Source organism: Galbibacter sp. PAP.153 (assembly GCF_037029175.1).
GTDB classification, from domain to species: domain Bacteria; phylum Bacteroidota; class Bacteroidia; order Flavobacteriales; family Flavobacteriaceae; genus Galbibacter; species Galbibacter pacificus.
In genome coordinates this window covers 13,522-35,200 of record NZ_JAZEUN010000021.1, presented here as the reverse complement: position 1 = coordinate 35,200, position 21,679 = coordinate 13,522, and the positions used below count along the sequence as shown (strand labels likewise).

Below are 21,679 nucleotides of genomic sequence, written 5' to 3'. Positions count from 1 at the left end.
ATAGTACGATAGCAACATAACAGCATAACAACCAGAAACCAAAAAACTTACTCCTCTTTGTAATATGCCCCGCGGTGTGGTTTTAGCTTATTTCGTAACGGAATTAGATATTCTTTTTCCACAACAAGATAAGCAATGGCATGCTCGTTGGGGGTTATTACTTCATGGCCGGTCTTCAAAAAAGGGATTTTGTCCATTTCCATGAATTCCTTTAGGTGAACTTCATAATGCTGGGCTGTTTTTAATGCCGCGGGGCTTCTAAAATCCCATATCATTTTTATGTGTTCCATAGTTTATCTGAATCTTTTTTGGTAAAAGTAGCTAAAAATCTATCCCAAAACTATCTTATAGCGTTGTTAAAATCCTTGATTTATATAGGCTAATTGTTATTTTTGTCCAAATGGGGCATGAGCTTTAAGAATAGTACTTAATAATGCATAAATTTTTTATTTTAATTATAACGGCAACCCTTCTTGTTTCTTGTAATTTGTTCGTTTCAGAACCTGTTGAAGAGCCAGTGGCCAGGGTAGGTGAAAATTACCTCTACAAATCTGATCTTCAAAAAATACTGAATAAAAATATCACGGCCGAAGACAGTTTGATTGTGGTGAACAACTATATCCAAAATTGGGCACAGGAGCAAATATTGCTGGAGCGGGCTAAGATTAACCTTACGGAAGCCAAACAGGCTCAGTTCGAAGATCTGGTAAAGCAATACAGGGCAGACCTATACACCAACGCCTACAAAGAGGGCATTGTAGCAAAATCTATGGACACATCGGTATCTGAAGAGGCTGCCGAAAGCTTTTACGAAGCCCATAAAAACAATTTTAAACTAAACGAGGATCTGGTCAAGATTAGGTATGTAAACGTTTCAGAAGGTTACCCCGATATTAAAATGGTACGGGAAGCTTTTAAAAAATACGATGAAGATGGCCGCATGTACCTACAAAACTCAGAGCTGAAGTTCAGAGCCTATTCCTTCAACGATTCAGTATGGGTCAAATCGTCTTCCGTAGTAAAAAAAATACCCGGCCTTACACTCGAAAACAAAGACGAATATTTAAAAAAATCACATTTTTTTGAGCTTTCCGATTCTTTAGGAGTATATTTGGTCACTGTAAATGAAGTGCTTAATAGAAGCCAAACAGCTCCTTTGGAATATGTAATCCCAACGGTGAAAAAAATTATATTGAACAAGAGAAAATTGGAATTTATAAAAAATCTTGAAAAAGATCTTTTGGATGAAGCTACTCGAAAAAAAGAGTTTGAAGTATTTGAGAATAAAAAAAATAAGCAAAAATAAAATGACAAAAATGAACAAAGTTTTATATGTTGTAGGATGTATGTTGATGTTTATAATAAATCCACTTTTAGCCCAAGAAACCCAAGTAGATTCGGTGGCAGTGGAATCTCCCGATTTATTGGTAAGTAACGACACAACAAATGTTGGGGCGGCAAAAGCCAGTTTAAAAGACACCGTAAAAATAGACAATACACGGGAAAAAGTAGATGGGGTTGCGGCCGTAGTTGGAGAGTATGTAATTTTAGAATCCGATATCGATAAAAGCTTCATCGATATGCAAACCCAAGGTGTCTCAACAAAAAACATAACACGTTGCCAAGTGCTTGGAAAATTAATGGAAGACAAGCTATATGCACATCAGGCCATTCAAGACAGTATTGTGGTTACCGATGCCGAAGTAAACAGTACCGTAGACAGGCAAATGGACTTTTTGGTGTCGCAGGTCGGTTCCATGGAAAAACTTTTGGAATTTTACCGAAAAGACGACGAACAGAGTTTTAGGGAAGAACTGTTTGAAATTGTAAAATCTCAGCAATTGTCGCAGCGTATGCAGGCCAAAGTAGTAGAAGAAATAGAGATTACGCCAGAAGAAGTACGGCAATGGTATAACAGCCTTGCCGAAGATGAGCGCCCTGTTTTTGGAGATGAAGTAGAAATTGCGCAAATTGTTAAAGTCCCCGAACCGTCTGAAGCAGAAGTTAAGGAAACCATCGATAAATTAAAGGAATACAAAAGGGATGTTGAAGAAAACGGTTCCAGCTTTGCCATAAAGCAAACACTCTATTCTGAAGATCCCGGGAAGAACAGTAATGGCGGTATATATAAATTGAGCAAAAACTCTGGTTTTGTACAAGAATTCAAGGACGTCGCTTTTAGTACAAATGAAGGCGAGATCTCAGAGCCCTTTAAAACCGAATTTGGCTATCATATTATTTATGTTGAAAAAATAAGGGGCCAAGAACGCGATGTGCGCCATATACTGTTAAGACCAAAAATTTCTGCGGAAGCCATCGAGGAAACCAAAGACGAACTGGCAAAAATACGTACCAAGATTTTGGACGGCGAATTTACATTTGCTGAAGCAGCCAGAAATTTTTCAGATGAAAAAGAAACCCGTTTCGATGGTGGGGTTTTAAGAAACCCAGAAACATTCGATACTAAATTCGAGCTCACCAAAATGGATCCCACCCTATACAGCCAGATCAGTGATTTGCAAGGAGATCAAATTTCCCAACCTTTACAGGAAGAAACGAGAACCGGTATCCAATTTAAATTATTAAAAGTTATAAAAAGATATAAATCACATAAGGCAGATTATTCGCAAGATTATGTAAAAATTAAAGAACTGGCCTTAAAGGAAAAGCAGTTTAAAGAGATTGCCGAATGGATGGACGAAAAAATTAAAGATACATATGTAAGCGTAGCCCCCGATAGCAAAGGTTGCGATTTTGCCAATAATTGGTTGAAAAAATAAAAAAGAATGTCCGACGTTACTGCCGTAGAAAATCTGGTTAAGAAGCACAGTGCCCTTAAAAAAGAGATTGCCAAGGTTATAATTGGCCAGGAAAAAGTTGTTAACGAAATACTTTTGTCAATATATTCCGGAGGCCACTCCCTTTTAATAGGGGTACCCGGTCTGGCAAAAACTTTAATGGTAAACACCATAGCCGCGGCATTGGGCTTAAACTTTAAGAGAATACAATTTACTCCAGATTTAATGCCGAGCGATATTCTAGGGAGCGAGGTGCTGGACAACGACCGGAATTTTAAATTTTTAAAAGGCCCCGTTTTTGCAAATATAATCCTTGCCGACGAGATTAATAGAACCCCGCCCAAAACACAATCCGCACTATTGGAAGCCATGCAGGAACGTGCGGTAACGGTTGGTGGAAACCACTATAAACTGGACCTGCCATATTTTGTGCTGGCAACCCAAAACCCCATCGAGCAAGAAGGTACGTACCCATTGCCCGAGGCACAGTTGGACCGGTTTATGTTTGCCATAGAGTTGGGTTATCCGTCATTTGAAGAAGAGGTTGCCGTGGTAAAGGCCACCACTTCAGACGAAGTTAAAAACGTAACTCCGTTGTTTTCAGCAAACGAAATTGTAGAAATCCAGCATTTAATCCGTCGTGTTCCCATTGCAGACAATGTGGTGGAATATGCTGTTAAATTAGTTGGAAAAACAAGGCCTAATAGTAAATTGTCAACCGAGTTGGTTAATAACTATGTAGATTGGGGAGCGGGACCAAGGGCTTCTCAAAATTTAATCTTGGCCGCCAAAGCACATGCAGTTATTAACGGAAAATTCTCTCCCGATATAGAAGATGTTCAGGTGGTGGCCAATGGTATTTTAAGGCATCGAGTGATAAAAAATTACAAGGCTGATGCTGAAGGGCTTTTAGTAGAAAAAATTATTTCATCCCTTTTTTAACGGCTATTCTTGCACTTGGCAATATTGTTTTTTTAACAAAACACTACGACTTTGATAATCAAAGAAATGTTTTATTGAGGAGCTTTGTTTTCTAGAATCATTAAATTGATTAAATCGTAAAAATCAACTTTTTATTTTAAATAAAATCCTCCGGTTTTAAATTTTGGCTGACTTTTTTTCAAAACTTCCATCATAACCGAATGTTTTCTTAAAAACTTTAATAACTCTGGGGTTTTTCGTATTTTCGCAGGACTTTCAAATTAAATAATATACAATAATATGGCTTTTGATATTGATATGATTAAGGAGGTTTATGCTTCCATGGCAGAGCGGGTCGATAAGGCTCGTGAGCTTACAGGTAAGCCGTTAACCTTATCAGAAAAAATACTTTATGCTCACCTTTGGGACGGGATGCCAACCAAAGCATTTACAAGAGGTAAAGATTACGTGGATTTTGCACCCGATAGAATTGCTTGTCAGGATGCAACGGCACAAATGGCATTGTTGCAATTTATGCAGGCCGGAAAGGCTAAAGTAGCAGTTCCCACAACAGTGCATTGCGATCACTTAATTCAGGCAAAACAAGGAGCTGCCCAAGATTTAAAACGTGCAAACGAGACAAGTAATGAAGTATTCGATTTTCTTGGTTCAGTATCAAATAAATATGGAATAGGTTTCTGGAAACCAGGAGCCGGGATTATTCATCAGGTTGTGCTTGAAAATTATGCATTTCCTGGCGGAATGATGATTGGTACCGATTCTCATACGGTAAATGCCGGAGGGTTGGGAATGGTAGCCATTGGAGTTGGTGGGGCAGATGCCGTGGATGTTATGGCAGGAATGGCCTGGGAATTAAAATTCCCTAAACTTATTGGGGTTAAGTTAACCGGAAAACTAAACGGTTGGACATCTGCAAAAGATGTAATCCTGAAAGTTGCCGGAATATTAACCGTAAAAGGAGGGACCGGAGCTATTATAGAATATTTTGGCGAAGGTGCCAAAAACCTTTCTTGTACCGGTAAAGGAACCATTTGCAATATGGGCGCCGAAGTAGGCGCCACAACTTCTACTTTTGGGTATGACGATTCCATGGAGCGCTACCTTCGTGCAACAGATAGAGCAGATATAGCCGATGCCGCAAATAAAGTACGCGAATATTTAACCGGAGATGACGAGGTATATGCAAATCCTGAACAGTATTTTGATGAATTGATTGAAATAAACCTTGATGAACTGCGTCCGCACTTAAATGGACCTTTCACGCCAGATTTGGCAACTCCGGTAGGGCAACTTGGCGAGAAGGCAAAAGAAAACGGTTGGCCAATTAAAGTTGATTGGGGGCTAATAGGCTCTTGTACCAATTCTTCATATGAAGATTTAACACGTGCCGCTTCCATTGCAAAGCAGGCCGTTGATAAAAAAATAAAACCTAAATCAGATTTTGGTATCAACCCGGGATCAGAACAAATTAGATATACCGCAGAGCGTGACGGGATTTTGAAGATTTTTGAAGATCTTGACGCTACCGTATTTACAAACGCATGCGGACCATGTATTGGACAATGGGACAGAAGCGATTTAAAGGGAGAAGAAAAAAATACCATTGTACACTCTTTTAACAGAAACTTCTCTAAACGTGCCGATGGTAACCCAAATACGCACGCATTTGTTGGATCGCCAGAAATGGTTGCCGCAATTGCAATTTCAGGGCGTTTGGACTTCGACCCGATGACAGATACATTGATTAATGAAAATGGAGAAGAAGTAAAATTAGACGAGCCTAACGGTTTAGAATTGCCAACACAAGGTTTTGCTGTAGAAGATGCAGGATATGTAGAACCTGTTGTAGATGGCAGTAACGTAGAGGTGGTTGTAAGCCCAACATCCGAAAGGCTTCAATTGCTAACGCCTTTCGAGCCAATTGGTGATGAAATTAAAGGTGCTAAACTATTGATTAAAGCATTTGGGAAATGTACTACCGACCATATTTCCATGGCCGGTCCTTGGTTGCGTTACCGTGGGCACCTCGATAATATTTCAAACAACATGCTTATTGGTGCCGTAAATGCTTTTGGTAAGAAAACCAATTTTGTTAAAAACCAATTAACAGGCGAATACCAAGGGGTTCCCGATGTAGCACGTGCTTATAAAGCCAAGGGTGTTTATTCAATTGTTGTGGGAGACCATAACTATGGAGAAGGATCCTCCCGCGAGCATGCGGCCATGGAACCCAGGCATTTGGGCGTTGCCGCTGTAATTGTAAAATCGTTTGCCCGTATCCACGAAACAAACCTTAAAAAACAAGGAATGTTAGGACTTACCTTTGCAAATGAAAGCGATTACGATTTAATTCAAGAAGACGATACATTTAATTTCCTGGACCTTAATGAATTTGCTCCGGACAAAGCTTTAAATGTTGAGGTTGTCCATGCCGATGGGTCTAAAGACGTTATAAAATTGAATCATTCGTACAACAACTCGCAAATTGCATGGTTTAATCAAGGTTCTGCATTGAACCTTATTAAAAAGCAAAATGCTTAATAAGTAAGATTTTTTAAAACAATTATATAAAGCTCTCGAATTTTCGAGAGCTTTTTTTGTTCTTGTTTTCGTATTTTATGCGAGAAAATAATAATTTGCTTTTATAAAGAAAGTATTTATGGTGCCTATATTGTTATCTATTTTTCTTGCTTGTATTATATTATTTATTCCAATACTGTTTATTTATAAATCACCTAAAAATATTAATTATTTATATGGGTACCGAACGAAAAAATCGATGGCGAACATTGAGTCATGGCGGTTAGCAAACTCGTATTGGCCAAGGATTTTATTGAAATTCAGTGTTTTGTCTATAGTTGTAGGATCTGCATTGTTCATTGCTTTTGGTTTTGTTGTTTCAATTTTGGGCACAGTTTTTTTATGGATAATTTTTTTAATACTTTCAATTTTTATGACTGAAAATAAACTTAGAAAATTCACAAAAAACAAAAAAGAGAATTAAACGTATTGGCAATTTATTTTATAGCTTCCCTACGGGCACGGTAAACAGGCAAAGAACAGGTTGAATTAAAAAGGCGTACCTTTGTATATAATGAAGCGCGCTCTTTTTTGATGAGTTGATTTGGTATGAAAGTAACAAAAAATCAGGTTCAAAATATAATCCTATTGCTGGTAATAGCCTTGTTGGTTTTTACGCCTGTTGGAACAGGGGTAAAGGTATACATCAATAGGTGGTTGTCTTTTGCTCCCTCGGTAGTTTCTGAAAATAAGCGGGAAATTATCGAGGATTATCAATGGAAGCTGCAAACAATAAGTGGTGAAAATTATAACTTTAATGAAACCGAAGGTAAAGTTGTGCTGATAAATTTTTGGGCAACCTGGTGCCCGCCCTGTATTGCCGAAATGCCTTCCCTACAAGATTTATATACCGATTATAAAAACGATGTACTATTTTTATTTGTTACCAATGAAAATTCAAAGTCCGTTTCGACGTTTCTGGACAAACATCATTATAACTTCCCGGTCTTTACCCCGCTTTCTCCAGTTCCCGATAAAATCAAGGCTTCTTCAATGCCTACAACTTATCTTATTGACAAAAAAGGAAAAATTATTATCGATAAAACAGGTGCTGCGGACTGGAACAGTAAAAAGGTTCGGGAATTGTTGGATCGGTTAATAGTTGAATAGTTATGGGTAGGAATATTTTTATTGAAGCTTATATATTTGACTAAAACTGGCCTTGTAATTTTTTTACAACATCATCCAATCTACTAAACCTTGATACATTTTTAAATAAAGAAATATCAGCATTTTTTGTTTGACTTCCTAAAACCCATATTGGGTGCTGGGTATTGGTGTTCACGCACATATTTAGGTTTTTTATATAAGAAGCAAGATCGTTTGCAGAAGGGGCAATGGTAAAATATGATATAAATATTACCTTGCTGTAATGCATTGCAATGTTTTGCAGCCCTTCCATCGGGACAGATTGACCTAAATAAATAGACTTATACCCCCTCAGCATAATTTCGTAATTTATATACAAAAGCCCAATTTCGTGCACCTCGTTGTTCGGCAAGAAAAGAACAAAAACAGGCTCCTCGTAAACAGGGGTTATTTGCTGAAGTTTCTCTGTGTTGGCAATAATTTTTTGCTTTATCAAATTAGATATAAAATGTTCGTGTGCCGGCGAAATGGTATCGGTTTGCCATAAAATACCTAGGTCGTTTAAAAAAGGTATAAATACTTCAAAAAACACATCCCTAAAAGATTTTTCTGAAATTAAATTATTGTATGCATTGTAAAAAAGGGCCTGATCAAAATTCATCATGGCCATTTTTATATCGTTTAAAGAATGCCCTTTGTTGTTGCTTATAGATGCTATTTCCCTGACCAGTACAGGTATTTCGGTTTCGGGTATTTTGGCAATTTTAGAAATTTTGTAGCCATGGTTATATAGCGATGCAACGTTCAATAATTTTTGCAAGCTTTTTAAGGTGTAAAAACGAATATTGGTATTGGTCCTTTTAGGGGACAACAAACGGTATCTTTTTTCCCAAATCCTGATTGTATGAGCCTTGATCCCCGAGAGGTTTTCAAGGTCTTTAATGCTGAAATGATCTTTTATGGCATTCATTTTAAGGGAAAACTGTTTAAACAAAAATAACAATTTTACAGGTCTAAGGGAAGTTGTTTGCCAAAAATGCTATATATGAAATTACGGCAAGTAAAGTAAGAAAAATAATCTTATAAAAAAACCGGGTATTTTATTTAAATCCTGACCAAAAAATAAAGATATTTGCGAATGTGAAAAAAAGAGCATTTCAAAATCTTGTTTTTTTAGGAATCTTTTAATTTTTTATATGGGGAAAATACTTATTACTGGGGCTGGAGGACAATTGGGAACCGAATTAACCGCGGCATTGGCGCAAAAATACGGGAACGGGAATGTTATAGCAACGGATATTAATGAAAAGGCTGCTGAAAAATATACTTTTTGTAGTTTTGAAGTGCTGGATGTTTTAGATGTTAATCGATTTTCAAAACTTGTTGAAAAGCATGACGTGTCTACAGTTTATCATCTGGCGGCCATTTTATCGGCAGTGGGGGAGAAGAATCCGCTTTTCACATGGAAATTAAACATGGACAGTCTTTTAAATGTGCTGGAAATGGCCAAAAACGGTAAAATAGAAAAAATATATTGGCCTTCCTCTATTGCGGTTTTTGGTAAGAACACCCCAATGGACAACACCCCACAGGAATGTGTAATGGACCCCACAACGGTTTACGGTATATCAAAACTGGCAGGAGAGCGTTGGTGCGCCTATTATTTTGAAAAATATGGGGTAGATGTAAGAAGCCTTCGTTATCCCGGGCTTATAGGTTATAAATCTGTAGGCGGTGGTGGTACCACAGATTATGCGGTAGATATTTATAGGGCAGCCATACATAAAGAAGATTTTGATTGTTTTTTAAAAGAAGATACGTATCTGCCCATGATGTACATGCCCGATGCAATTAAGGCAACGCTTCAGCTCATGGACGCACCAAAGGAAGATGTCAGTGTCCGGTCTTCTTATAATATTTCTGCTTTGAGCTTTTCGCCAAAAGAAATTTACGCTTCATTATTGAAGCATTATCCCGATTTTAAAATAGCGTACACGCCCGATTTTAGGCAGGACATTGCTTCAACATGGCCAGATAGCATAGACGATACAAAGGCCCGTTTGGATTGGAATTGGCAACCCGATTACAATCTGGACCAAATGACCGAGGATATTTTAAAGCACCTTACGTAAGGGCTGGCTGGGAACAATTTTGGTAAATATGCTGTTTTATAGTTTGCTAAAGTAGGCTATTTTATGTTGAAACATTTCGGCCATTTTTTCGGCACGCCATTTGGCTTCAGAAGCTTTTTTTCCAATAAACAGGGAGTCAACAGTTGTAAAGAGCAGTAATTTCCATCTGTCGAAATGCTCCTTGGAAACAGGGAGTTTTGCATGTGGGGCAAATGGACTTCCAAAATAGGTGTGGTTTTCTAATAAAACAGTTTCCCAAAACCGGTACATTTTCTCCAAATGTTTTGGCCACTGATCTTGGATGACATTATTGAAAATAGGACTTAAAATAGGGTCTTTACGAATTTCGCCATAAAAAGTGTCTACCAGTAACTTGATATCGTCTATAGATTGAATATCGGTTTTCATAGCTTTTATCCTTTTTTGTTCTTTTCCATTTGAGTATGTATAAAGGGGATTTTAGGAGCAAGAAAATAACCGGTTAGACTTGCAAATAGAATCGGGATAAAAAAATCGAACCCCGTTAAGGTACTCAATAAAATGGTTGTGCTCATGGGGGTTCGGGTAACACAAACATTAATAGCTGCCATGCAGCTTACCATGGCCATGGCCATGTTTATGTTTGGAAAAAGTTGATGAAGTATAATTCCTAATGTCGAGCCCACAAAAAATAGCGGGATAATAAAACCGCCCCTCCATCCCGAAGTAACAGTAATTGAAATTGCAATTAGTTTGAAAATTAATATACAGGATAACATTGCCAAAGAAAAATTTTCAGTTAGCAATTCATTTATTTGATGATGCCCGAAATATCTTGTAATAGGCAAATAAAAAGCGATTATGCCCAGTAGCAGGCCACCGATCATGGTTTTTATAAAAATAGGAAGCGGGAACCTGTTAAAAAGCTGTTTAAAGAACTTGGTGCAATAAATAAAAAGCCATCCAATGGCGGTTGCGGCAATGGCCACGAGCACGGCATACCCAAAATCGAAAATACTGGTTACTTGATATGTATTAAAGTTCCATGTGGCCCCAAAACCCAAATGGGCAATAAAAGCAAAGACAATATAGCTAAAACAGCTTGCTACCAAAGCGGGAACAATGGCCTTATAATATTCCAGAGCATGTTTGTGGTTAAGTATTTCCAAGGAAAACAAACTCCCGCCCAAGGGAGCGCCAAATAAAGCAGTAAATCCCGAAGCCATCCCGGCAATGCTGAGGGAACGGAGTTCTTCTCCCTTCAACCGGAAAAGTTTTCCGAGCCAGCTTCCGGTCGATCCGGTAACCTGTACCAAAGGGGCCTCTGGCCCTAAGCTCCCTCCCGATGCAACACAAAAGAGCGACGAGAGAATCATGGAAGGATTGTTTTTGGGGTCAAGTTTACCTTTGTTGAACTTAATATTGTCCACAATAAGGTGTATTTCTCCGGGATCCCCAATAAAGTGGATAATCAATCCGGCTATCAACCCACAAATTGCCATTAAAGGAATAACGTACCAACCCTGAAAATATGCCAGCATGTGGGTGAAATAAATTAAAACTTCCCAATATATCCCGGCAATTAGCCCGCCAATGATGCCCAAAAGAGCCCATAATAAAAAAGTCCTGCTAAACACAAACGGATTAAACCGGATAGGTTGATCTAATTGGTCAAGGTATTTTAATAATTTACGTTTTGTTTTAATATTTCCCATAAGTGGAGCAAGGATTGCTTTTGCAAAAATACTTTATATAATTCTTCTAATAAATAGATGGCATAAAAAAACGGGAAACAGTATAATTGCTGTCTCCCGTTTTGTACCGGAGATGGGAATCGAACCCACACGCCCTAATGGACACATGGCCCTCAACCATGCCTGTCTACCAGTTCCAGCACCCCGGTGTATTTGGTTTGCTAAAATAAAAAAAAGTTAAGCGATAAGCTCAACTTTTTTAAGTTTTTGTGACCCGACTGGGGCTCGAACCCAGGACCCCAACATTAAAAGTGTTGTGCTCTACCAACTGAGCTATCGAGTCTAAAAAAAGAATAGCCAAAAAGGCTATTTAAAATTATTTAATGCAAAAATTTTTAAAAAAGTTTGCTTAGTGACCCGACTGGGGCTCGAACCCAGGACCCCAACATTAAAAGTGTTGTGCTCTACCAACTGAGCTATCGAGTCAATGCATATAATGCTTAAAATATTGTGCCAACTTTTTCCGTTAGCGGGTGCAAATATAAGACCATTTATTTATAATTCAAGCCATTTTTAATATAAATTTGTCTTTTTTTTATGGGGATAATATAATTGAATGAAAATTAATAATTTGTAACATATATGACGATAGTTTTATTAGGATATATGGGTAGTGGAAAATCTACCGTGGGTAAAATTCTGGCAAAAAAACAGTCTCTCGAATTTATAGATTTTGATGACTATATAGTTGAAAATGAGAAATTATCCATTCCGGAAATTTTTAAACAGAAAGGCGAGATTTATTTTAGAAAAATAGAGAGTAATTATTTAAAGCAGTTGTTGCAGGACGATAAAGATGCAGTAATTTCCTTAGGTGGCGGCACCCCTTGTTTTGGTAACAATATGGAATATATATTAAAGGCTACGCCCAATGTTTTTTACCTAAAACTAACCGCCGAGAAGCTTGTTGAGCGTTTGTTGCCCGAAAAAGAACAACGGCCCCTGGTAAAAGATATTCCCAATGCAGAAATGCTGGAATTTATTAGGAAACATTTGTTCGAACGAAATTTCTTTTATCTAAAGTCACCAAACATAATTTCGGTTAACGATGAACTGCCGGAAGAAATAGCGGTATTGGTACAAGAAAAACTAGCCTAAATAAACAGCATCTTCTTCTGCCTTGAAAACAACCGAAACGTGTTCTTGCAACGATGTAGAAAGCGAAATGCCCTTAAAATCGGCTTTAACGGGGTACCTTTTATGGTTTCGGTCAACCAAAACAACGGTTTTTAATTTTTTAAGGGGAACATTTAAAAAATGTTTCACGGCATAGATAAGCGTTCCGCCCGAGTTTAGTACATCGTCTACCAAAATAACGGCCTTGTTTTTGTATAGGTCTTCTGCAAGTGATGTATTTACGGGTTCCAGCAAGCTTTCTTTGTTGATTCTGACTTCACAAAAAATAGTTTTTATGTCCGATATTTCACATATAACATCGTTTATTTTTTTGGCCAGTTCCAATCCGCCCGAGGCAATACCTGCAATTACAATTTCTTCTTCATCAACATAGGTTTCGTATATCTGGTAAGCAATTCGCTTTATTTTATGCTGAATTTCATCGTGGCCTAAAATTTTATTCTGCTGAGCCGTCATTTCTGTGTAGTTTTTGTCAAAGATACTATTTAAGGATTATAATTTAGGACAGTCCAATCTTAAAAGTTGAAAAATAGTCATATAGAGTTTGTCATTCTTCATCATCCAGATAATCATCAATATCCCGTCGGTCTTTTTTAGTAGGGCGCCCCGACCCTTTTTTACGGTAATAGTCCTTGGAATATTTTAAAAGGTCAACATGTTCAAAGGCCTCTTTTGGAGTGGTGTCTTTTCGGTAAATATCTACTAATTTGGCCCCTATGCGGCTTTCCGGGATATCCAATACTGTAATCTGATAATTAATTTGGTTTTTCCTGAGTTTGATGTTGTCTGTTGGAAATACTTCCCGAGATGGTTTTACGGTCTGCTCGTTAACGCTAACATGCCCCTTTTTGCAAGCTTCGGTAGCCATATTTCGGGTTTTAAAATAACGAATACACCATAAATACTTATCAATACGCATAACTGTAATTAAAAAATTTCGTTAATGGATAAAGCAAAAATACTAGAAAATAGTATCTTGCGCACCTGAATTTGTGGAATATATTAATATTGATAATAAAAGCAAGATTGATGAAGATTAAATATTTAATACCTGTTGTAATTGCAACGCTTTTTATAATTTCATGTAACAACGATGATGATGGGAGTGACGAACCGGTTTTAAGAGACTTAACAGAAGTAACGGCTGAAAATGAAGTGGAACTGCAAGCTTACCTAAAAACGCATTTTTATAATTATGAAGAATTTGCCAATCCTACGGCAGATTTTGACTATAAAATTGTCTTTGACACGATAGCTGGCGACAATGCAGATAAAACCCCTTTGATTGATCAGATCAAGGATACCCTTATTACTATTCAGGATGTTCCTCAAAAAATGTATTATTTAATTGCTAGAGAAGGGGAAGACGAGCAAGGGAATAAAGGGAAACACCCCTTGTTGGGAGATGAAGTAATATGTAAATACGAAGCAAGTTATACAAATGGAATTGTACAAGATGCTTCAGATGTAGAAGTTACTTTTGTTACCTTAGGAGGTTTAACAGAAGGATTTGCTTGGTTTACAACCAAGCTTCGCATAGGTACTGGATATGCAGAAAATGGAGACGGTACCTTAACTTGGAATCAAGATTATGGAATTGGAGCTTGTTTTGTGCCGGCAGGTTTGGCATATTACTCCAGTGGAAATTATAATCCTTGGATTTTTAAAGTAGATATGCTTCAATATAATGAGGTCGATCAAGATGTAACCTATAATTCAACAACGGGGTCAAATATAGCTACTCCAGACGGAATTCCGTCGAGCAAGGAAGATCCTAATAAAAATGGAGACCCCCGCGATGACGATACCGATGAAGATGGAATTCCTAATTACATGGACTCAGACGATGACGGAGATGGCATATTGACCGAATATGAATATGATGCAGATGGCGATGGCATTCCGGACGACAGTGATGAAGATGGCATCCCTGACTATCTTGATCCCGATAACCAAATAGGGGGTAACAATTAAAAATATTGTTATATCCAGAGAACATAAGAGGCTGCCTATTACTTTTAGGCGGTCTTTTTTTGTGTTTGAGGGTATCTTTTACAAGTTTAAAAATATATTTTTCTATATTAGTTCATGCTATTTTAGCATAAGTATGTCCCTAAACCATAATAATTACCCTACAGATGATTAAATTATAATGAAAAAGAAAAGAGTTTCAATAAAAGATATTGCGTCCGACCTTAATATTTCTGTTACTACCGTTTCATTTGTTTTAAATGGCAAAGCAGAAGAAAAACACATTTCCAAAGAGCTTACACAAAAAGTTTTGGACTACGTTAAAAAAGTAAACTACAAGCCCAATCAAATAGCGCAGAGCCTGCGTACTGGAGAGTCCAAAATTTTAGTCTTTATGGTAGAAGACATTTCCAACCTTTTCTTTGCCAAACTGGCCCGCCTTATCGAGGACCTGGCATACAAAAAAGGGTATAAGGTATTGTTTTGTAGCAATGATAATGAAGACAAAAAAACAATAGAATTAATAAACCTGTTTAAGGTTAGGCAGGTAGATGGGTTTATACTTGTTTCCTCGCCGGGCATACAAACCACCATTAACCAGTTAATTGAGGAAAACATACCTTTGGTCTTGCTCGACCGTTATTTCCCTACCCTTGATACAAATTATGTTATAACCGATAATAGCGATGCTACTTTTATGGCCATTATGCATTTTATTGAAAATGGATTTAAAAATATAGCTTACATTACCATTGACGCCACTCAATCACAAATGGACGATCGTTTGTCTGGCTATAAAAATGCTGTTAATAAATACAGTTTGCCTAATTATACCTTGGAAATACCTTTTAATGAGGCCATACGTGATAATAGTGAGGTATATATTGAAGAATTTTTAAAAAAGCACCCCGATATTGATGCCATTTTATTTGCTACAAATTATTTAACCCAGGCCGGCCTAAAAGTTATTAAAGAGCAGTATACAGATTTAATAGACAGGATTGGTATTATTACTTTTGACGATAACGAATTATTTAAAACATATAGTCCATCAATAACCGCTGTGGCCCAACCAACAACTGAGATGGCAGAAAAATCCATGGAACTCATTCTTCAATTGATAAAGAATAAGGAAAAAGCCTTGCCCAACAAGCACATTGTGTTAAAATCATCATTAGTAATCAGGGAATCTTCAAAAAAGAGAAGTCAGTCTTAACAATTTATTATTGAAAAAATGTTAATAAAAAAATAAAGTTAAATTCACTTTTAAAAACTAAAACGTTTTAGTATATTGCATGGCAAAAATAGCAATATTAGTCACCTATAACTTAATATGTTTTTAGAAAATGGAACGAAGAAAATTTATACAAAATACAGCTATGGCGGGGTCGCTGGCTTTTATAAACCCCATGGATATAGTGGCTTCTTTAAAGAAACAGTTTCCAACGGTAAGAATTGCAGAAGCGCAGCGAAATTTTACAAGCAAGGCCATAGAAAAGGCAATTAAAGAATTTTCAAAAAACGTAAACGATGACGAATTGGTATGGCTGTTTAATAATTGCTTTCCGAATACATTGGACACAACGGTAACGTTTACCAAAAAAAATGACAAACCAGACACCTATGTAATCACCGGGGATATCGATGCCATGTGGTTAAGAGACAGCTCTGCGCAAGTATGGCCATATATGGCTTTTATAGATAAGGATGAGCATTTAAAAGATCTTATTGCTGGTGTAATTAATAGGCAGACTTCATATATTTTAAAAGATCCATATGCCAATGCTTTTTACAACGATCCCAATAAAAAAGGGGAGTGGGCAAGCGATTATACCGACATGAAACCCGGCGTGCACGAGCGCAAATACGAAATAGATTCTTTGTGCTACCCAATTCGTTTGGCATATAATTATTGGAAGAATACAGGTGAGACCAATTTATTTGATAACGATTGGAAATTGGCCATTCGGGCAGTTCTAAAAACTTTTAAGGACCAACAGCAAAAAGAAGGGCCGGGGCCTTATTCGTTTATGCGCGAAACACCTCATGCTACAGACACAAGGGCCTTAAAGGGATATGGCTATCCCGTAAACCCGGTGGGATTAATTTGTTCGGCTTTTAGGCCTAGCGACGACGCCACGGTTTTTTCATTTTTGGTCCCTTCAAATTTCTTTGCAGTGGTGAGTTTAAAACAAGCTGCGGAAATGGTAATCGAAATCCATTCGGATGCCGAACTTTCAAACGAATTATTGGCATTGGCCAATGAAGTTGAAGCTGCTTTGGGGAAATATGCGGTTGTAAATCATCCAAAACATGGAGATATTTATGCTTTTGAGATAGATGGTTATGGAAACCATTTGTTAATGGACGATGCCAATGTGCCTAGCTTGCTTTCCCTGCCTTACTTGGGCGCCATTGATGTAAACGATAAAATCTATCAGAACACGCGTAATTTTGTATGGTCGCTGGACAACCCATTTTTCTTTAAAGGAAAGGCCGCCGAAGGTATTGGTGGGCCACATGTGGGAATGGATATGATCTGGCCAATGGGCATTACCATGAGGGCTTTAACAAGTACTTCTCCTGATGAAATAAAGCAATGCATAGCTACTTTAAAGACAACTCATGGCGGTACCGGATATATGCACGAATCTTTTCATAAAGACGACCCTAAAAACTTTACAAGGTCATGGTTTGCATGGGCAAATACTCTTTTTGGAGAGTTGTTATGGGAGACTTATGTAACAAAACCCGAACTATTAAAATAACTGCTAAAAATGACGTTGCTTTATAAAAAAATTAGAAGAATACTTCCTTTTTTGGCATTGTTGGGCATATTGGTTACCTGTGGCAAAAAGGAAAAAGCGGTTGTGGCAGATGATGTTAATTTTACATCGTATGTAAATCCCTTTATTGGAACAGCACCGCTTACAGACCCCAAAACCATAGGTTATACGCCCCCAAAAGATTGGCGGGTGTGGGCCGGACTTGTTTATCCGGGCTCGTCTTTGCCCAATGCCATGGTGCAATTAAGTCCCATAACCCAATACGGAACAGGCGCAGGGTACGAATATGAAGATAAGGAAATTTTAGGTTTTGCGCATACCAACAAAGGGCATTGGAACCTTTGCAATATCCCGGTACTGCCAATATCAAAAAATGCTTCGTTTCCTTATAAATCTTCTTTTGATCATGGTCGTGAAAAGGCTTCACCTGGATATTATCAAGTTTTCTTGAACGATTATGGAGTAGATGTAAAATTAAGCTCAACATTGCGGTGTGGCATTCATGAATATGCGTTTAAAGATAATTCCGATAGGAAAATTTTGTTCGATCTTGGAAGGGCTAATAATCATGTTGACGATTGGACCCTGAAAAAAACAGGCGAAAACCAAGTGGCCGGTTACCAAAAAATGGGAAATGAAAAAATATATTTTTATGCAACCATTAGCCAAGAAATTAAGCAGATAGAAAAAATTAACGAAGGCAAGGCAAAAGGCTATGCTTTGGTTCATTTAAACGATGATGAAAACAAGGTAATATTACGGATAGGATTGTCTTTTGTAAGTGAAGAAAATGCAAAGGAAAATCTCAAGAACGAAATTGGCAACAAAACAATAACCGAAGTTCAAAATAGCGCCAATGAAGTCTGGGACGACCTTTTGTCTAAAATAAAAGTATCGGGCGGAAGCAAAAGGGAAAAAGAACTTTTCTATACCTCTTTATATAGGGCATTTTTATGGCCGGCCCTGCGAAGTGACATAAATGGTGATTTTACCGATGAATCGGGAAAAGTAAGAAACGAGGCATATAAGTATTATACAATTCCTTCTCTATGGGATACTTACAGAAATAAAGTGGTTTTATTGGGCTTGTTTTCTCCAAAGGTCACAAACGACGTAATAAACTCGCTCGTTGACCGTGGTGAAATAAGGGGTTTTATTCCAACTTTTTTTCATGGAGACCATGCCGCTTCTTTTATAACCGGATCTTATTTGCGGGGAATTAACGATTTTGATGTTGATAAGGCATACAAATTATTGTTAAACAATGCTTATAAAGAAGGAGGCACCAGACCCTATATTGCCGAATATATCGAGAAAGGGTATATAGCCGATCCCGATGTTGAAAATCCACATGTAGAAACCAAGGCCAAGGCCGGGGTCTCCAAAACACTGGAATATGCATACGACGACTATGCGCTATCCCTATTGGCAAAAGAAGTGAACGATACCGTTCATTACAAAGATTTGCAAATACGATCCAAGAATTACAAGAACGTTTTTGATGCTTCTACAAATTTTATGCGCGGAAAATTAAAAAATGGCAGTTGGATAACACCTTTCAATCCGCAATATCCATATTACGAATACATGTACCGCGAGGCAAATGCATGGCAAGTATCTTTTTATGTGCCGCATGATATGCAGGGATTGGTAACGCTTTATGGCGGAAAGGATGCTTTTGAAGCTAAACTGGACTCCATGTTTACCTTGCCGTGGAACCCAGAGCATATTGCTAGAAATGTTTCCAGTTTTATTGGTCAATATTGCCAAGGAAACCAACCAGACCACGAAGCTCCTTTTGCATATTATTTTGTTGATAAACCGGAAAAATCCCAAAAGGTGTTGGATAATATATTGAATAATTTTTACGGAATTGGTGAAAACGGCTTGGCATTACCCGGAATGGACGATGCAGGTGAGATGTCTTCTTGGTATGTTTTCACCGCAATGGGAATTTATCCGTTGTCTCCCGCCGACCCCGAATATCTTGTTACGGTGCCGGTTTTTAATGAAGTGGACATAACATTGTTTAATAACAAACATTTAAAAATTAATACAAATGCCGGAAAAAGAGGCCTGAAGGAAATTAAAGTGGACAATCAACCAACCAAAGGTTATTTTGTTCCGCACGATTTATTTATAAAGGGCGGGCATATAAACATATTAACAGAATAAGCGTGCTCTCTGCCATAAACAGAACAGGGATCAACATACATTAATTAACAAAAAATTGCATAGAATGCCAATAGTAATTGGAGTAGATATAGGGGGAAGCCATGTGTCTTGTGCGGCTGTAAATACAAACACAAATACCATTCTTCCGGAAACATATTTTCAAAATGAAGTAAATTCGAAAGCGAGCAAAGAAACAATCCTTCAAACATGGGGAGATACCATAAACCAGGTTTTAAAAATATTTAAAGGAAAACAGATTGAAGGAATTGGTTTTGCCATGCCCGGGCCTTTTAAGTACAAAGAAGGCATAGCCATGTTTGAAGTGAACGACAAGTATGAATCGCTTTACAATGTGTCCGTTTTAAATGAATTGCCAAAATATGTATCGGCAAAAAATATAAAGCTTCGTTTTCTTAACGATGCATCCTCTTTTGGTCTGGGAAGTTTGTTGTGCGGCGGAATCAAAACCGATAAAAAAGTAATTGCAATTACTTTGGGAACTGGTTTTGGTGCTGCTTTTTTTGATGGTGATATGCCAATACTTACAGGCAATGAAGTCCCAGAAAATGGCTGTCTCTGGGATAAACCATATAAAAATGGAATTTCAGATGATTATTTTTCAACCCGATGGTTCATAAATGCATATGAAGAATACAACGGAAATAACGATATTTATGGCGTGAAAGAAATTATCGATGAAGAAAAAGAGGTCGCTAAAGTATTGTTCAAAAAATTTACCGTTAATTTATGCGAGTTCATGCTTCCCTATATAAATAAATTTCAACCGGATTTACTTATCATTGGCGGAAGCATTGCAAAATCTTCTTCTTTGTTCCTGCCAGATTTAAAAGAAGCATTTTCCGAAGCCGGTATGGACCTTTCCATTCAAATTATAAGCAATACAGAAGAAGCAAACATTATTGGGGCTGCATATGCGCTCAACGATAGCTTTTGGAAAAAAATAGAACTCATATTACCAAAAATATAAAACCATCCTGATACCATGAATACAAACGATACAACACCATTAGTTTCAAAAAAAATATTGCTTCCATTTGTTTTAATCACCTCTTTATTTGCATTATGGGGGTTTGCCAATGCCGTTACAGATCCAATGGTTCAGGCATTTAAAAAGGTATTGGAGTTAACCAACTCGCAGGCAGCTTGGGTGCAAATGGCATTTTACGGGGGCTATTTTTGCATGGCTTTGCCAGCGGCACTCTTTGTTAGGAAATTCTCCTACAAAAGCGGAATTATAATCGGGCTGACTTTGTATGCTGTTGGCGCACTACTTTTCTATCCGGCGGCTACAACCCAACAGTTTTGGTTCTTCTGCCTTGGCTTGTACGTGCTTACTTTCGGACTGGCATTTTTGGAGACTACGGCCAATCCGTATATTCTTTCAATGGGCAATAGCAAAACGGCCATCCGAAGGCTTAATTTAGCACAGGCATTTAATCCCGTAGGATTGGTCCTGGGATTGTTGGTGGCCAAGTTTTTTGTACTGGAAAAGCTTCAATCGGATGATTACGAAAATTACAGTGCTCTGGCCGAAGCAAAAAAGACATTGATAAGAACCTCCGATTTAATGGTAATCCGTGATCCTTATGTAATTTTAGGAATTGTTGTTTTGGCAGTACTGGTAATGATACTCCTTAACAAAATGCCACAGGTTAGAGACGAAGAGGGCATTCCAAGCTTGTCCAAAACTTTCTCCAGCCTTTTTAAAAATAAAAGGTACGTTTATGGGGTTTTGGCCTTGGTAATGTACATGGGCGCACAAATTATGTGCTGGACCTATATTTATCAATATGCTGAAGGAATTGGGGTTTCATCAGAAACGGCGGCCAATTATCAATTAGCGGCTTTCTTTCTTTTTACCATCGGAAGGGCTATTGGAACTTATTTATTGAAATTTATGAGTTCTTCCAAACTGTTGTTTTACTTTGCCCTTTTTGGTATTATTTGCTGCTTGGGTACCATGTTTGTTCAAAATGAAATTGGACTTTACTTTTTGGTGATGATATCGGCCTTTCTTTCTATTATGTTCCCCACGATTTATGGAATTGCTCTTGACGGTCTTTCTGAAGAAGATTCTAAAATTGGTGCTGCCGGTCTTGTTATGGCCATTGTTGGAGGTGCATTATTGCCCCAATTACAGGGAATATTGATCGATTTGGGCGGAGCCGGCGTAAACGATATTAAAATACTGGGCATATCCGAAATTAATTTTTCGTTTGTTTTGCCAGCAATTTGCTTTTTAATGGTTGCCTTGTATGCAACGGCAGTTTACCGCAATAAACTTTCAGCCGAAAAGGCATCTTAATTACTAAATG

Annotated in this window: 19 protein-coding genes and 3 tRNA genes; 13 read left to right on the top strand and 9 right to left on the bottom strand. The window is 37.7% G+C overall.

Going from position 1 to position 21,679, the window contains the following annotated elements:
* Nucleotides 1-47: 47 nt before the first annotated feature.
* Nucleotides 48-290 carry a hypothetical protein gene (locus UXI14_RS13775; RefSeq protein WP_335966634.1) on the bottom strand — a complete coding sequence of 81 codons (243 nt, stop codon included), beginning with the start codon at nucleotides 288-290 and terminating at the stop codon, nucleotides 48-50.
* Between the two features lie 143 nt (nucleotides 291-433).
* Between UXI14_RS13775 and UXI14_RS13770 the strand changes: the two genes are divergently transcribed.
* The 5 genes from UXI14_RS13770 (at nucleotide 434) to UXI14_RS13750 (ending at nucleotide 7,430) form a co-directional block, all read left to right on the top strand.
* Nucleotides 434-1,306, top strand: a complete 873-nt coding sequence (locus UXI14_RS13770) for a peptidyl-prolyl cis-trans isomerase (protein WP_335966633.1) — start codon at nucleotides 434-436, stop codon at nucleotides 1,304-1,306.
* A 10-nt stretch (nucleotides 1,307-1,316) separates the two neighbouring features.
* Nucleotides 1,317-2,780, top strand: a complete 1,464-nt coding sequence (locus UXI14_RS13765; RefSeq protein ID WP_335966632.1) for a peptidylprolyl isomerase — start codon at nucleotides 1,317-1,319, stop codon at nucleotides 2,778-2,780.
* A 6-nt stretch (nucleotides 2,781-2,786) separates the two neighbouring features.
* A complete protein-coding gene (locus UXI14_RS13760; protein WP_335966631.1) occupies nucleotides 2,787-3,740 on the top strand; it encodes a MoxR family ATPase in 954 nt (317 codons plus the stop codon).
* Nucleotides 3,741-4,019: 279 nt separating this feature from the next.
* Nucleotides 4,020-6,281, top strand: a complete 2,262-nt coding sequence (locus tag UXI14_RS13755) for an aconitate hydratase (protein WP_335966630.1) — start codon at nucleotides 4,020-4,022, stop codon at nucleotides 6,279-6,281.
* 588 nt (nucleotides 6,282-6,869) lie between these two features.
* Nucleotides 6,870-7,430, top strand: a complete 561-nt coding sequence (locus UXI14_RS13750) for a TlpA disulfide reductase family protein (RefSeq protein WP_335966628.1) — start codon at nucleotides 6,870-6,872, stop codon at nucleotides 7,428-7,430.
* Nucleotides 7,431-7,470: 40 nt separating this feature from the next.
* Here the strand turns inward: UXI14_RS13750 and UXI14_RS13745 are convergent, their stop codons facing one another.
* Nucleotides 7,471-8,379: a MerR family transcriptional regulator gene (locus tag UXI14_RS13745; RefSeq protein WP_335966627.1), complete on the bottom strand. Its 909-nt coding sequence runs from the start codon at nucleotides 8,377-8,379 to the stop codon at nucleotides 7,471-7,473.
* Nucleotides 8,380-8,605: 226 nt separating this feature from the next.
* Here UXI14_RS13745 and UXI14_RS13740 point away from each other — a divergent pair, with 226 nt between their 5' ends.
* Entirely contained in the window at nucleotides 8,606-9,541 is a 936-nt protein-coding gene (locus UXI14_RS13740) for an NAD-dependent epimerase/dehydratase family protein (RefSeq protein WP_335966626.1), read from the top strand.
* A gap of 36 nt (nucleotides 9,542-9,577) precedes the next feature.
* Here UXI14_RS13740 and UXI14_RS13735 read toward each other — a convergent pair whose 3' ends face one another.
* The 5 genes from UXI14_RS13735 to UXI14_RS13715 form a co-directional block, all read right to left on the bottom strand.
* On the bottom strand, nucleotides 9,578-9,949 hold the full coding sequence (locus UXI14_RS13735; protein WP_335966625.1) for a group III truncated hemoglobin: 372 nt from the start codon (nucleotides 9,947-9,949) through the stop codon (nucleotides 9,578-9,580).
* Nucleotides 9,950-9,954: 5 nt separating this feature from the next.
* On the bottom strand, nucleotides 9,955-11,235 hold the full coding sequence (locus UXI14_RS13730; RefSeq protein ID WP_277901052.1) for a chloride channel protein: 1,281 nt from the start codon (nucleotides 11,233-11,235) through the stop codon (nucleotides 9,955-9,957).
* A gap of 104 nt (nucleotides 11,236-11,339) precedes the next feature.
* Nucleotides 11,340-11,423: transfer RNA gene (locus tag UXI14_RS13725), tRNA-Leu, on the bottom strand.
* Nucleotides 11,424-11,484: 61 nt separating this feature from the next.
* Nucleotides 11,485-11,557, bottom strand: a tRNA-Lys gene (locus tag UXI14_RS13720).
* Between the two features lie 70 nt (nucleotides 11,558-11,627).
* A tRNA-Lys gene (locus UXI14_RS13715) sits at nucleotides 11,628-11,700 on the bottom strand.
* 156 nt (nucleotides 11,701-11,856) lie between these two features.
* Here UXI14_RS13715 and UXI14_RS13710 point away from each other — a divergent pair.
* Entirely contained in the window at nucleotides 11,857-12,372 is a 516-nt protein-coding gene (locus UXI14_RS13710; RefSeq protein ID WP_335966624.1) for a shikimate kinase, read from the top strand.
* On the opposite strand, the gene UXI14_RS13705 is transcribed toward UXI14_RS13710, so the two are convergent.
* Together UXI14_RS13705 and UXI14_RS13700 are read right to left on the bottom strand one after the other, a co-directional pair.
* The gene (locus UXI14_RS13705) at nucleotides 12,364-12,867 is read right to left on the bottom strand and encodes a phosphoribosyltransferase family protein (RefSeq protein ID WP_277901054.1); all 504 of its coding nucleotides are present in this window, start codon (nucleotides 12,865-12,867) and stop codon (nucleotides 12,364-12,366) included. The two genes, UXI14_RS13710 and UXI14_RS13705, sit on opposite strands and share 9 nt — an antisense overlap.
* Nucleotides 12,868-12,958: 91 nt before the next feature.
* Nucleotides 12,959-13,330: a S4 domain-containing protein gene (locus tag UXI14_RS13700; protein ID WP_335966623.1), complete on the bottom strand. Its 372-nt coding sequence runs from the start codon at nucleotides 13,328-13,330 to the stop codon at nucleotides 12,959-12,961.
* 110 nt (nucleotides 13,331-13,440) lie between these two features.
* On the opposite strand from UXI14_RS13700, the gene UXI14_RS13695 reads away from it, so the two are divergent.
* From UXI14_RS13695 to fucP, 6 genes are all read left to right on the top strand, one after another.
* On the top strand, nucleotides 13,441-14,385 hold the full coding sequence (locus tag UXI14_RS13695; protein WP_335966622.1) for a hypothetical protein: 945 nt from the start codon (nucleotides 13,441-13,443) through the stop codon (nucleotides 14,383-14,385).
* 178 nt (nucleotides 14,386-14,563) lie between these two features.
* Complete coding sequence (locus UXI14_RS13690) at nucleotides 14,564-15,598, top strand: substrate-binding domain-containing protein (protein WP_335966621.1); 1,035 nt, start codon at nucleotides 14,564-14,566, stop codon at nucleotides 15,596-15,598.
* 130 nt (nucleotides 15,599-15,728) lie between these two features.
* Nucleotides 15,729-17,150: a glycoside hydrolase family 125 protein gene (locus UXI14_RS13685; RefSeq protein ID WP_335966619.1), complete on the top strand. Its 1,422-nt coding sequence runs from the start codon at nucleotides 15,729-15,731 to the stop codon at nucleotides 17,148-17,150.
* A gap of 9 nt (nucleotides 17,151-17,159) precedes the next feature.
* Entirely contained in the window at nucleotides 17,160-19,343 is a 2,184-nt protein-coding gene (locus UXI14_RS13680; RefSeq protein WP_335966618.1) for a GH92 family glycosyl hydrolase, read from the top strand.
* 64 nt (nucleotides 19,344-19,407) lie between these two features.
* Nucleotides 19,408-20,331, top strand: coding sequence for an ROK family protein (locus UXI14_RS13675; protein ID WP_277901060.1), 924 nt, complete (start codon nucleotides 19,408-19,410; stop codon nucleotides 20,329-20,331).
* Nucleotides 20,332-20,346: 15 nt separating this feature from the next.
* Nucleotides 20,347-21,669 carry an L-fucose:H+ symporter permease gene (gene fucP / locus UXI14_RS13670; protein ID WP_335966617.1) on the top strand — a complete coding sequence of 441 codons (1,323 nt, stop codon included), beginning with the start codon at nucleotides 20,347-20,349 and terminating at the stop codon, nucleotides 21,667-21,669.
* Nucleotides 21,670-21,679: the final 10 nt, after the last annotated feature.

Excerpts from the sequence above, each read along its gene's own strand:
- UXI14_RS13745 (WP_335966627.1), bottom strand. The coding sequence starts at position 8,379 with ATGAATGCCATAAAAGATCATTTCAGCATTAAAGACCTTGAAAACCTC.
- UXI14_RS13740 (WP_335966626.1), top strand. The coding sequence starts at position 8,606 with ATGGGGAAAATACTTATTACTGGGGCTGGAGGACAATTGGGAACCGAA.
- UXI14_RS13760 (WP_335966631.1), top strand. The coding sequence starts at position 2,787 with ATGTCCGACGTTACTGCCGTAGAAAATCTGGTTAAGAAGCACAGTGCC.
- UXI14_RS13705 (WP_277901054.1), bottom strand. The coding sequence starts at position 12,867 with ATGACGGCTCAGCAGAATAAAATTTTAGGCCACGATGAAATTCAGCAT.
- UXI14_RS13695 (WP_335966622.1), top strand. The coding sequence starts at position 13,441 with ATGAAGATTAAATATTTAATACCTGTTGTAATTGCAACGCTTTTTATA.
- UXI14_RS13700 (WP_335966623.1), bottom strand. The coding sequence starts at position 13,330 with ATGCGTATTGATAAGTATTTATGGTGTATTCGTTATTTTAAAACCCGA.
- UXI14_RS13750 (WP_335966628.1), top strand. The coding sequence starts at position 6,870 with ATGAAAGTAACAAAAAATCAGGTTCAAAATATAATCCTATTGCTGGTA.
- UXI14_RS13765 (WP_335966632.1), top strand. The coding sequence starts at position 1,317 with ATGAACAAAGTTTTATATGTTGTAGGATGTATGTTGATGTTTATAATA.
- UXI14_RS13730 (WP_277901052.1), bottom strand. The coding sequence starts at position 11,235 with ATGGGAAATATTAAAACAAAACGTAAATTATTAAAATACCTTGACCAA.
- UXI14_RS13680 (WP_335966618.1), top strand. The coding sequence starts at position 17,160 with ATGACGTTGCTTTATAAAAAAATTAGAAGAATACTTCCTTTTTTGGCA.
- fucP (WP_335966617.1), top strand. The coding sequence starts at position 20,347 with ATGAATACAAACGATACAACACCATTAGTTTCAAAAAAAATATTGCTT.
- UXI14_RS13675 (WP_277901060.1), top strand. The coding sequence starts at position 19,408 with ATGCCAATAGTAATTGGAGTAGATATAGGGGGAAGCCATGTGTCTTGT.
- UXI14_RS13710 (WP_335966624.1), top strand. The coding sequence starts at position 11,857 with ATGACGATAGTTTTATTAGGATATATGGGTAGTGGAAAATCTACCGTG.
- UXI14_RS13735 (WP_335966625.1), bottom strand. The coding sequence starts at position 9,949 with ATGAAAACCGATATTCAATCTATAGACGATATCAAGTTACTGGTAGAC.
- UXI14_RS13775 (WP_335966634.1), bottom strand. The coding sequence starts at position 290 with ATGGAACACATAAAAATGATATGGGATTTTAGAAGCCCCGCGGCATTA.
- UXI14_RS13770 (WP_335966633.1), top strand. The coding sequence starts at position 434 with ATGCATAAATTTTTTATTTTAATTATAACGGCAACCCTTCTTGTTTCT.
- UXI14_RS13685 (WP_335966619.1), top strand. The coding sequence starts at position 15,729 with ATGGAACGAAGAAAATTTATACAAAATACAGCTATGGCGGGGTCGCTG.
- UXI14_RS13755 (WP_335966630.1), top strand. The coding sequence starts at position 4,020 with ATGGCTTTTGATATTGATATGATTAAGGAGGTTTATGCTTCCATGGCA.
- UXI14_RS13690 (WP_335966621.1), top strand. The coding sequence starts at position 14,564 with ATGAAAAAGAAAAGAGTTTCAATAAAAGATATTGCGTCCGACCTTAAT.